The sequence below is a fragment of the Salmonella sp. A29-2 genome (assembly GCF_020150755.1).
GTDB lineage: Bacteria > Pseudomonadota > Gammaproteobacteria > Enterobacterales > Enterobacteriaceae > Salmonella > Salmonella enterica.
In genome coordinates, this window is sequence record NZ_CP083731.1 from 4,669,040 (window position 1) to 4,681,383 (window position 12,344).

The window sequence follows — 12,344 nt, forward strand, 5'->3', positions numbered from 1 at the left end:
ATGAGGATGGCAGCCATGCACAGCGGTGGAAAAACTATTCAGCTTAATGCGGGCCATTACCAGGCGAAAATCGTCACGGTTGGCGCAGGTCTGGCGGAACTGACCCATCATGGACGCCATGTGGTCATCCCGCATAAACCGGAAGAAATACCCATGGCGCATCTGGGGAAAGTATTGATTCCCTGGCCCAATCGCGTGACAAATGGCTGCTACTCCTATAACGGCAAGGTTTTCCAGCTTGCCGTTAACGACCCGGTTTCGCAGACCGCCATTCACGGTCTGTTAGCCTGGCGAGACTGGCAGATTAATTATCAGTCGGCGACGGAAGCGTCGCTAACGATTTTTCTGCCGCCCTCTTACGGCTATCCCTTTGCGTTGATATCGGAAGTGATTTATCGGTTAGATGCCGCCAGTGGGCTGCACGTATTTATTCGTACGCAAAACATTGGCGATGAATCAGCCCCTTATGGCGCGGGCGCACATCCTTATTTGACTTGTAATCTGCAAAGCATCGATAGCTGTGTATTAACACTGCCTGCAAGCGAAGAATTGCCCGCAGGCAGGGATTTTTCCGCATCATGCCTGCTCGGCGAAACGCGCCTTGATCATGCGGTTAAGACCGCGACTACCCCGGCTGAGTGGGAGGTCAGACTTACCAGCCCAACGCAGAACATGTCTACATTTTTACGCAGCAACCAACCCTGGCTACAGATCTATACCGGCGAAAAACTCAGCCGAAAAGGTCTCGCGGTAGAGCCTATGAGCTGCCCGCCCGATGCATTTAATTCCGGGATCGCACTGATTCATCTTGCCCCAAAAGCGATCCATCAACTGCATTTTTCCATCGGCTGCGACTAGCCCAAATGGATTACCGAATTACCCTACATTCACGGAGATTACAATGAATTCTCTACCACAACGGTCAACCGATTTTGAACTGACAACATCACAAGATGGTTTTGCGCTTAGCTGGCACCAGCGCCTGATTTTACGCCACAGCGCCGAAAACCCCTGTCTGTGGATTGGTGCGGGCGTTGCCGACATTGATATGTTCCGCGGCAACTTCAGCATCAAAGACAAACTCAATGAGAAGATTGCATTAACAGAGGCTACGGTCAGCGAGCTACCCGACGGCTGGCTGGTACAATTCAGCCGTGGCGCAACAATTAGCGCCACCCTTCGCATCTCCGCCGATGAGGCGGGACGCCTGAAGCTGGATCTGCAAAACGACGACCTGCACCATAACCGTATCTGGTTACGCCTCGCAGCTAATCCAGACGACCATATCTACGGCTGCGGCGAACAGTTCTCTTATTTCGATTTGCGCGGCAAGCCGTTCCCGCTGTGGACCAGCGAACAGGGCGTTGGCCGTAATAAAACCAGCTATGTCACCTGGCAGGCTGACTGTAAAGAGAACGCCGGCGGCGACTATTACTGGACCTTCTTCCCGCAACCGACCTTTGTCAGCACGCAGAAGTATTACTGCCACGTCGATAATAGCTGCTATATGAATTTCGACTTCAGCGCGCCGGAGTATCACGAACTGGCGCTGTGGGAAGATAAAACTACGCTGCGTTTTGAGTGTGCCGACACCTACATCGCCCTGCTGGAAAAACTGACTGCGCTGTTAGGCCGCCAGCCGGAGCTGCCGGACTGGGTTTATGACGGCGTCACGCTAGGCATTCAGGGCGGTACGGAAGTTTGCCAGCAAAAACTGGATACCATGCGCAACGCAGGCGTAAAAGTGAACGGTATTTGGGCGCAGGACTGGTCCGGTATCCGCATGACCTCTTTCGGCAAGCGCGTGATGTGGAACTGGAAGTGGAATAGCGACAACTATCCGCAACTGGATAGCCGGATCAAACAGTGGAAAGAAGAAGGCGTCCAGTTCCTCTCTTATATCAACCCATACGTCGCCAGTGATAAAGACCTCTGCGCTGAGGCGGCGAAACACGGCTATCTGGCGAAAGACGCCACGGGCGGCGACTATCTGGTCGAGTTTGGCGAATTCTATGGCGGCGTGGTCGATCTGACCAATCCGGAAGCTTACGACTGGTTCAAAGACGTCATCAAAAAGAACATGATCGCGCTCGGCTGCAGCGGCTGGATGGCGGATTTCGGCGAATATCTGCCGACCGACACGTATCTGCACAACGGCGTTAGCGCCGAGATCATGCATAACGCCTGGCCTGCGCTCTGGGCGAAATGTAACTACGAAGCGCTACAGGAGACCGGCAAGCTCGGCGAGATCCTGTTCTTTATGCGTGCGGGTTACACCGGCAGTCAGAAATATTCCACCATGATGTGGGCAGGCGACCAGAACGTTGACTGGAGCCTTGATGATGGTCTGGCCTCTGTAGTGCCTGCGGCATTGTCGCTGGCGATGACCGGCCATGGTCTGCATCACAGCGATATCGGCGGCTACACCACCCTGTTTGACATGAAACGCAGCAAAGAGTTGCTGCTGCGCTGGTGCGATTTCAGCGCCTTTACGCCGATGATGCGCACCCATGAAGGCAACCGCCCCGGCGATAACTGGCAGTTCGACGGCGACGCGGAAACTATTGCCCACTTTGCCCGCATGACCACCGTCTTTACCACGCTGAAACCGTATCTCAAGCAGGCGGTGGCGCAAAACGCAGCTACCGGTCTGCCAGTCATGCGTCCGCTATTCCTGCACTACGAGAACGATGCCGCAACCTACACCCTGAAATATCAATATCTGCTCGGTCAGGATCTGCTGGTCGCGCCGGTTCATGAGCAGGGGCGTTGCGACTGGACGCTGTACCTGCCGGAAGATCACTGGGTGAATATCTGGACCGGCGAAGCTCACCACGGCGGTGAAATTACCGTGGATGCGCCCATTGGCAAGCCGCCGGTCTTCTATCGCGCGAAGAGCGAGTGGGCTTCACTTTTTGCTTCTTTACGGAATATCTAATACGGCTCGCCCGCAGGGAAACCTGCGGGCAGATGGAGAAGAATAATGAGTCAAACATCATCGAATCCGGCAACCCTACGCTTGCCGTTTAAAGAAAAACTTGCCTATGGACTGGGGGATTTAGGTTCTAATATCCTGTTAGATATCGGAACCCTCTATTTACTCAAATTTTATACCGATGTGCTGGGTTTACCAGGGACTTACGGCGGGATCATTTTCCTGATCGCCAAATTTTTTACCGCATTTACCGATATGGGTACCGGCATTATGCTCGACTCGCGGCGTAAAATTGGTCCGAAGGGCAAATTCCGCCCGTTCGTGCTTTACGCGGCATTTCCGGTAACGCTACTGGCGATTGCTAACTTTGTCGGCACACCGTTTGAGGTGACGGGAAAAACCGTCGTCGCAACGATGCTGTTTATGCTGTACGGGCTGGTTTTCAGCATGATGAACTGCTCGTATGGCGCGATGGTGCCCGCGATTACCAAGAACCCGGATGAACGCGCCTCGCTTGCCGCGTGGCGTCAGGGCGGCGCCACTCTCGGCCTGCTGCTGTGTACCGTTGGCTTTGTGCCGGTCATGAACCTGATCGAAGGCAATGCCCAACTCAGCTATATTTTCGCCGCCACGCTATTTTCATTGTTTGGCCTGCTATTTATGTGGCTGTGCTACGCCGGCGTTAAAGAGCGCTACGTCGAAGTGAAACCTGTCGATAGCGCGCAAAAGCCTGGATTATTGCAGTCGTTCCGCGCCATCGCCGGTAACCGTCCGCTGTTTATTCTGTGTATCGCCAACCTTTGTACTCTCGGCGCCTTCAACGTCAAACTGGCGATTCAGGTTTATTACACCCAGTACGTTCTTAACGACCCGATCCTCCTCTCCTGGATGGGCTTCTTTAGCATGGGCTGTATTTTTATCGGCGTCTTTTTGATGCCAGGCGCAGTAAGGCGTTTTGGCAAGAAGAAAGTCTATATCGGCGGGCTGTTAATATGGGTGGCGGGCGATCTGCTCAACTACTTCTTTGGCGGCGGCTCGGTCAGTTTTGTCGCCTTCTCCTGCCTGGCGTTCTTCGGTTCCGCCTTCGTCAACAGCCTGAACTGGGCGCTGGTTTCCGACACGGTGGAGTACGGTGAATGGCGCACCGGCGTCCGCTCGGAAGGGACGGTTTACACCGGCTTCACGTTCTTCCGTAAGGTCTCCCAGGCGCTGGCAGGGTTCTTCCCCGGCTGGATGCTGACACAAATCGGTTATATCCCGAATGTGGTGCAATCGGCAGGCACCGTCGAAGGCCTACGCCAGTTGATCTTTATTTATCCTTGCGTGCTGGCGGTCATCACCATTATTGCGATGGGCTGTTTCTACAACCTCAACGAGAAGATGTACGTGCGAATTGTGGAAGAGATTGAGGCCCGGAAACATACGGTTTAACAACAATAAAATATAACGCCCTGCGGGGCGTTTTGAGAGGCGATTATGTCTAATCATGATCCGCTAACGCTAAAGTTGAGCCTGCGGGAAAAATGCGCCTATGGCGTGGGCGATTTCGGCTCAAATCTGATGCTGTGTATCGGTACGCTGTATCTACTGAAGTTTTATACCGATGAACTCGGGATGCCTGCATATTACGGTGGAATTATCTTTCTGGTGGCGAAATTCTTCACCGCTTTTACCGATATGCTCACCGGCGTATTGCTGGACTCACGCCGTAATATTGGCGCAAAAGGAAAGTTTCGGCCTTTTATTCTGTATGCGTCATTTCCGGTAGCTCTGGTTGCTACTGCGCAATTCTTTGCCACTCACTTTACTTTACCCGTTAAAACAGCCTTCGCGACGGTGCTGTTTATGTTGTTCGGTCTGTTCTACAGCCTGATGAACTGCTCATACGGCGCGATGGTACCCGCTATTACCAAAAATCCGCATGAGCGGGCCCAGCTCGCCGCATGGCGACAAGGCGGCGCTACCATTGGCCTTCTTCTTTGTACCGTAGGTTTTATGCCCATTCAGGCGCTGTTTACCCGTTCCCCTTCGCTGGGTTATCTGATTGCAGCAGTCATCTTTTCGGTCTGCGGGCTGTTCAGCATGTGGTGGTGCTTTAGCGGGGTGAAAGAACGGTATATCGAAACCGTACCTGACACGCATAAACCCAGCATATTGAAGTCCTTCTGCGCGATTTTTCGTAATCCGCCGCTGCTGGTGCTCTGCGTTGCCAATTTGTGCACGCTGGCCGCCTTTAATATCAAGCTGGCCATTCAGGTTTATTACACTCAGTACGTGCTGAACGATATTCATTTGTTGTCATGGATGGGTTTTTTCAGCATGGGCTGTATCCTGATTGGTGTTTTATTAGTACCTGCTGCGGTAAAACGCTTCGGGAAAAAACAGGTTTATCTTGGTGGTCTGATATTGTGGGCCGTTGGCGATATCCTGAATTTTATCTGGGGTGGAACGTCATTCCTGTTTGTTATTTTCTCTTGTATCGCCTTCTTCGGTACCGCTTTCGTCAACAGCCTGAACTGGGCGCTGGTTCCGGATACGGTTGACTATGGTGAATGGAAAACGGGTATTCGCGCTGAAGGCTCGGTGTATACGGGTTATACCTTTTCCCGAAAAATTTCCGCTGCGCTTGCTGGCTTTTTGCCAGGTATTATGCTGACGCAAATCGGTTATATCCCCAACATAGCTCAAAGTGACACCACGTTGCTTGGTTTGCGTCAGCTCATTTTTTTATGGCCTTGCGGTCTTGCCATTATCGCAGCACTAACGATGGGCTTTTTTTATAAGCTCAATGAACAACGTTTCGCTTTTATTATCGAGGAAATTGCCCAACGAAAGAAAACAGGTAATCAAATTGTCGCGACTAATAATAAACAAAGTATTTCTACTGTAAATAATTAAACGACGCTTGCCGCTTTATCCATCCCGATGGATGGCGGCTTCCCTATATTTGAAAAATGGATTTATTATGAAATCTCTGAATACTCTAGTGATATTAACTTCAGTAATATCCACCTCTGTTTTTGCTGGCGCTTATGTAGAAAACCGTGAGGCCTATAACCTGGCGTCTGACCAAATGGAGTTTATGCTGCGCGTCGGCTATAACTCCGATATGGGGGCCGGAATTATGTTGACCAATACCTATACGCTACAGCGTGATGATGAATTAAAGCACGGTTATAATGAGATTGAGGGCTGGTATCCGTTATTTAAACCTACAGATAAATTAACCATCCAGCCTGGCGGGTTAATAAACGACAAAAGCATTGGTTCCGGCGGCGCCGTCTATCTGGATGTTAACTATAAATTTGCCCCGTGGTTTAATCTTACGGTACGTAACCGATATAATCACAATAATTATAGTTCAACCGATTTGAATGGCGAACTGGATAATAATGACAGCTATGAAATCGGTAACTATTGGAATTTTATCATTACCGATAAATTTTCTTATACCTTTGAACCACACTATTTTTATAACGTTAATGATTTTAATAGTAGTAATGGTACGAAGCATCATTGGGAAATCACCAATACCTTCCGTTATCGTATCAATGAACACTGGTTGCCCTATTTTGAATTACGCTGGTTAGATCGTAACGTGGGCCCCTACCATAGAGAGCAAAACCAGATTCGTATCGGGGCGAAGTATTTCTTCTGATATTATCGCCTCTATTTTCCAAATCTGCATCACAGCGGGTAGTTGTTCTGCCCGCTCATTCATCCTGAATCAGACTCCCGATATCCCGCCCCTAAGCGCCATGATAATATTCGCAAAGCGTTTTACCATATTCATGCTTATAGAGAAGGGAAACAAATGAATAAGCGATTTAATATTGATTGGGACAATGAATTAACCCAGGAACAGCTCATTAATTTAATTTTAACCGATGAAGATCTGCCAAAGCTTCGCTCACTGACCATTGGTAACTGGGGTGATTGTTGGGAAGACGAAACCTGCCAGCCTATTATTGATATGATTGTGGAGAACGCCCCCCGCTTTGCTCACCTGGAATCACTGTTTATCGGTGATATGGAGAGCGAAGACTGCGAGATCTCCTGGATTAAACAAGGTGACTATTCCAGGCTCTATGCGGCGTTACCCAATCTGAAAGAACTGATTATTAAAGGCGCGTCGGATCTGCGACTGGGCGCTATACATCATGAGAAACTGGAGCACCTGGAAATCATTTCCGGCGGCATCCCTTCTAACGTGCTTGCCGAACTACAAAATGCGCAGCTCCCTGCATTAAAAACGCTGAAGCTCTTCCTGGGCGTAGAGGGATACGGTTTTGACGGTTCGCTGGATGACGTGATGGCGCTGGCATCGAAAGATCTTTTCCCTCAGCTCACCCATCTGGGGTTGATGAACAGCGAAGAGCAGGATGATATCGCCCGCCGGGTGCTGGAAAGTAATATCCTGCCGCAGCTTAACGTGCTGGAACTCTCATGCGGTACCTTAACGGACAACGGCGCAGAGGCGCTGCTGGAGCATAAAGACCGAATTGCGCATCTGGAAACACTCGATCTCCACCACCACTATTTGACGCCGGAGATGCAGGAAAAGCTAAAAGCCACACTGCCGATAAACCTGAATCTTTCAGAAGCACTGGAGCCTGATGATTACGATGGCGATATTTATATGAATGCGATGTACACCGAGTGATTGAGTAGGGGAATGTGCACATTCCCCTACTCAACGATAAAGGGATTTATTGTGATTACGCTCATTGGCCCCCATCAGAGCAAGCGCACGCATTATTTTATGCAGGCTGCCGCCGTACTTGGGGAACCCGTCACGGCGCTGACTCATCCGCACGCGCTGGACGCTTCGCTGACCTCTGGCATCGTTAAAATCGACCCGCCAGTACACAGTGAAACTGACATCCGCAAAATAAACGCGATCGGTCTGGACTATATCCATTTTTTGCAGAACATGGCGGCGCGTCCTGGCGTCACCTGGCTTAACCATCCGGCGGGCCTCATTCACCTGTTGGATAAAAAACGCTGCAAGCGGCGCTTACTGGAACACGGCATCCCCACGCCGCCGTTGGTAGCGGAAGACGTAAAAAGTTTTGCACAGCTCACCGCTATCATGCAGGAAAAAAAGATCGCCAGCGTGTTCATTAAGCCCTCGCTGGGTTCTGGCGCGGCGGGCGTTATCGCTTTGCGCCGCCATCCTGACGGCATAAAGCAGGTGCTTTACAGCGCGATTGCCATATCAGGACAACAGCTATTTAACAGCAAAAAAATCCAACAGTATCGTCAGAAAGAAGATATCCAGCTCATTATTGATGGCGTTCTTCAGCAGGAAAACCTCGTCGAACAGTGGCTGCCCAAAGCCAGCGTAAAGCATAAAACCTATGATTTACGCATCGTCTGCCTGGATGGCGAAATTATCTGGCGAGTGGTCAGAACCTCCTCGCAGCCCATTACTAACTTACATCTGCAAAACCAGGCTTACTGCTTCGAAAGTCTGGAGTTATCTGCCGCAAAAGTGACTGAGATCGATACGCTCTGTCAAAATGCCATGCGGCTTTTTCCTGGCATTCGCTTAGCGGGTATTGATGTTTTACTTACTACCAGCCTGACGCCGTATATTATTGAAATTAATGGCCAGGGTGATTTGATTTATCAGGATGCGCAGCAGAATAATCTAATTTATCAGGCGCAAATCCGGGCCATGAGGAAGCAAAATGTATAATTCAATGGATGAAGTCCCCGTCTCGCTACACGCGTCGATTGACACAGGCGATGGCGAATTCGATATGAATACGCTAATTAGTAATAACGCTCATATTCTTTTTATTGTGCTGGACTCGTTACGCTACGATATTGCGCTTCAGGAACAAACCGCCGGAAATACGCCAAACCTTAATCATTATGGACAATGGACGAAATGCGAGGCGGCCGGTAATTTCACCTGGCCTTCGCATCACGCCATGTTTTCAGGTTTTATGCCAAAACCTATTGATGATACCGTTAATCAGACCATGCTGTTTTTCCCAAAAGATATCGGACTTGGTCGTAAAGGGCCGAAAAATGCATTTGCCTTTGATGACGCAACATGGATAAAAAGTCTGGAAAATAAAGGCTACCAGACCATCTGTATTGGCGGCGTCTCTTTCTTTAATAACCGCTCCGGCATGGGAAAAGTGTTCCCATCGATGTTTAAAGAGAGTTACTGGCATCCACGATTTGCCTGTACGGTTAAAGAAAGTATGGATAACCAGATCCATTATATCCAGAAAATCATGGCCGAACGTGCTGGCAGCCAACCGGTCATGATGTATATCAATATCGACACGATTCATTACCCTAACCATTTTTACGTGGAGGGCGCGGCCCCTGGCGATACCGTTGAGACCCATGCCGCCGCGCTACGCTATATCGACGCCCGCATCGACGGATTACTAAACATTTTCCGCCAAACCGGCGGCGAAACGTTCGTTATTGTCTGTTCCGATCACGGTACCTGCTATGGCGAAGACGGGAAATATTTCCATAGTTTTAATCATCCGATCGTTAATACCGTTCCCTATATGCATTTCTTGCTGAGCTGTAATCATTAATATGAATAACAATGATATTTATCGTCAGTATATGTACAGTTATCCGCATAAGACGGCTTATCGGGAGCTGGAGAACGTCAGCTTTAGCGAAGTAAAACCGCGCATTTACGAGCACGACACACATCTGTATGTTCATATGCCGTTTTGTCAAAGTCGCTGCGGGTTCTGTAATTTATTTACCTGTACAGGCGCAGATAATACGTTCATTGATAGCTATATCGACACGATTATTACCCAGGGCCAACAAATGGCGCTGGCGCCCGTCCACTGGGCAAGCTTTACCGTAGGCGGCGGCACACCTCTGCTATTAAACATTGCGCAATTAGAGAAGTTATTTTTTTCCATCTTTGATGTGCTCAATGTTGACTGGAATATTTATAAAACAATTGAAACTTCCCCTACGGATACCACGGCAGAAAAAGTAGCGCTATTAAACGCCTTTTCCGTTAATCGCGTCAGTATTGGCGTACAAAGTTTTCATGATAGCGAGTTACATACGCTGCATCGCCGCCACAATGCCGCCAGCGCGCACCAGGCGCTGGAGTGGCTAAAGGCGGGTCATTTTCCATCACTCAATATTGATATTATTTACGGCATTCCCGGCCAGACTCACGCAAGCCTGACGGAATCGTTACATCAGGCGCTCGTTTATCAACCGGAAGAGCTGTTTCTTTATCCGCTTTATAATATGCCTCGCCAGGAAAATATGCATAGCTACTACGTTGTAGCCCGCGATCTTTTACGCAACGCGGGCTACACCCAAACGTCCATGCGCCGTTTCGTCCTTAATCCAGCGCCATCCGCCGCGGCGGAAAGCTGCGGATTTGAAAACTCACTGGCGCTCGGCGCGGGCGGCAGAAGTTATCTTGGCAATCTGCATTACTGTTCGCCGTGGTCGTCGAACCTGCAAACATCACGAAAAATCATTCAGGCGTTTATCGACAGCGCGGATAAAACCGTCATTAACCACGGTTATCTGCTCCCCCCTGATGAAATGAAACGCCGCTTTATCATTAAAAATCTATTTTTCTGGCAGGGACTTTCTCTTAGCGATTATCAGCAATATTTTGCCAGCGATGCGCTAAGGGATTTCCCCGACCTGGAACTCTTCATACGGCAGGGTTACTGCCATCAGAATGGCAGTCGCCTCCGGCTAACGGAGACCGGTATGGCATTATCCGATTGCCTTGCTCCTGTGTTCGTTTCGCCTGAGGTGATGCTACGGGAGAATCGGCAGAGATGAGCATCCCCGCCCTGCGCGATATTCACACGCTGTTTTATCGCGGCTATCTTAAATCGTGTAATTATCATTGCGGCTATTGCCCGTTCCATAAACACGCCCGTAACGATAAAAAACGCGACGAAGCCGCGCTATGGCGCATGGTTGACCATTTGCCTCTTTTAGGTACGCCGTTGAATGTGATGATTACGCCCTATGGCGAGGCGCTACGCTTGCGTTATTACATGGCGGCGCTGGCAGAAATTAGCCGCTATCCTCATGTTCAGGCGGTCGGCATACAAACTAACGCCTCTTTTTCGTTAATGTCATTGCTGGAATCATTTCGTGCTGGCGGCGGAGATATCTCAAAGCTTCGGTTATGGTGTTCTTTTCATCCCTCACAAATTACCGCTGAGCGCTTTCTCCAGCAGTGTTTAGCGCTCTCTGCCGCCGGAATAACCTGGTGCGCGGGGGCTGTCGCCAGTATGAAAGATATCGACCAGTTTCGTTGGCTACGCCAGCAGTTGCCTGACCAGAATTATTTTTGGTTTAACGCCAACGAGTGTGCCAATACCCGGCATACCGTTGAGGAAACCATCGCCTTCAGCGAACTCGATCCGCTGTATGTGATTGAAACACAGCAGTGGCCAGCGCAGCTGGATATCTGTACCGCAGGAAGAAAAAGTATTTTTATGAATGCAGAAGGCGATCTTTTTGCTTGTCATATCAGCAAAATTAAAATGGGTAATTTATATCAGCAACGGCTTAATTCTCCCGCCTGCCAGGCAAAACAATGCCACTGTTTTCTCGCTTATCAGCACCGTCTCGATATTCCATTGCTGAATCACCTGGATACCTCACGCTGTTTTAGGATCGGGCGCTCATGCGATATCGTTTAATCGCTTTTGATCTTGATGGAACGCTGCTAAACCGTAATAAACAAATTCTGCCAGAGTCGCTAACCGCTATCCGTCAGATGCAGGACATGGGCTGCCGAATAATGCTTGTCACCGGTCGCTCTCATCGTGAAGCCTATGCGTATTATCAAACGCTGGCGCTCACCGAACCGATGATCTGTTGTAACGGAAGTTATATTTATCAACCGGCTCAACAGCAGGTCCTTCACCCGCTGCCGCTGACGCACTTACAAACGGAAAAAATACTGGCGCGGGTATATCCGCTTAAACCGACAATTCGTGCTGATGATAAAATAATCTTTCAGGCTGATGAGCTAAGCAGTAGGGAGAATATTTGGCAAATCAGCGTCGTTCATCGGCACATAAAACAACTACAAAATATTGCTGAGTTTATACAGCATGAATTACAGCTAAGCTGTACCTGGTCCTGGCATCATCAACTGGATATTCTTCAGAAGGGATGTAGCAAAGGACAAAGCCTCGCCAGATATGCACAGCAACAGCATATCGCAATGCGCGAAGTGATGGCGTTTGGCGATAATGATAACGATGCGGAAATGCTACGTTTAGCCGGATTGGGCGTCGCGATGGGGAATGCCAGCGCTCGGGCAAAGATGTATGCGGATAGCGTCATTGGTCGGCATAATACGCCAGCGATTGCTGATTTTTTGACAACCTTATCCCTTTATCAATGTGAATAAAAA

At 49.5% G+C, this 12,344-nt stretch carries 11 protein-coding genes; all 11 read left to right on the plus strand.

Annotated features, from left to right (window positions below; translation table 11 throughout):
- Entirely contained in the window at positions 1-858 is an 858-nt protein-coding gene (locus tag K8W53_RS22665; RefSeq protein ID WP_024146405.1) for an aldose-1-epimerase, read from the plus strand.
- 43 nt (positions 859-901) lie between these two features.
- On the plus strand, positions 902-2,938 hold the full coding sequence (locus K8W53_RS22670) for an alpha-glucosidase (protein ID WP_001651162.1): 2,037 nt from the start codon (positions 902-904) through the stop codon (positions 2,936-2,938).
- Positions 2,939-2,983: 45 nt separating this feature from the next.
- Positions 2,984-4,366 carry an MFS transporter gene (locus K8W53_RS22675; RefSeq protein ID WP_000084251.1) on the plus strand — a complete coding sequence of 461 codons (1,383 nt, stop codon included), beginning with the start codon at positions 2,984-2,986 and terminating at the stop codon, positions 4,364-4,366.
- A 45-nt stretch (positions 4,367-4,411) separates the two neighbouring features.
- Entirely contained in the window at positions 4,412-5,833 is a 1,422-nt protein-coding gene (locus K8W53_RS22680) for an MFS transporter (protein WP_000064888.1), read from the plus strand.
- A gap of 67 nt (positions 5,834-5,900) precedes the next feature.
- The gene (gene ompL, locus K8W53_RS22685; RefSeq protein WP_023224805.1) at positions 5,901-6,593 is read left to right on the plus strand and encodes a porin OmpL; all 693 of its coding nucleotides are present in this window, start codon (positions 5,901-5,903) and stop codon (positions 6,591-6,593) included.
- 156 nt (positions 6,594-6,749) lie between these two features.
- Positions 6,750-7,598, plus strand: coding sequence for an STM4015 family protein (locus tag K8W53_RS22690; protein ID WP_023224806.1), 849 nt, complete (start codon positions 6,750-6,752; stop codon positions 7,596-7,598).
- 12 nt (positions 7,599-7,610) lie between these two features.
- Entirely contained in the window at positions 7,611-8,636 is a 1,026-nt protein-coding gene (locus K8W53_RS22695) for an STM4014 family protein (protein ID WP_077944502.1), read from the plus strand.
- Positions 8,629-9,504 (plus strand): STM4013/SEN3800 family hydrolase, encoded by an 876-nt coding sequence (locus K8W53_RS22700; RefSeq protein ID WP_000282799.1) that lies wholly within the window; start codon positions 8,629-8,631, stop codon positions 9,502-9,504. The genes K8W53_RS22695 and K8W53_RS22700 overlap by 8 nt, the downstream gene beginning before the upstream one ends.
- 1 nt (position 9,505) lies before the next feature.
- On the plus strand, positions 9,506-10,747 hold the full coding sequence (locus K8W53_RS22705; protein ID WP_023203611.1) for an STM4012 family radical SAM protein: 1,242 nt from the start codon (positions 9,506-9,508) through the stop codon (positions 10,745-10,747).
- On the plus strand, positions 10,744-11,622 hold the full coding sequence (locus K8W53_RS22710; protein WP_023224808.1) for an STM4011 family radical SAM protein: 879 nt from the start codon (positions 10,744-10,746) through the stop codon (positions 11,620-11,622). Before K8W53_RS22705 ends, K8W53_RS22710 begins: the two co-directional genes overlap by 4 nt.
- Positions 11,607-12,341 (plus strand): Cof-type HAD-IIB family hydrolase, encoded by a 735-nt coding sequence (locus tag K8W53_RS22715; RefSeq protein ID WP_001270600.1) that lies wholly within the window; start codon positions 11,607-11,609, stop codon positions 12,339-12,341. Before K8W53_RS22710 ends, K8W53_RS22715 begins: the two co-directional genes overlap by 16 nt.
- Positions 12,342-12,344 lie beyond the last annotated feature (3 nt).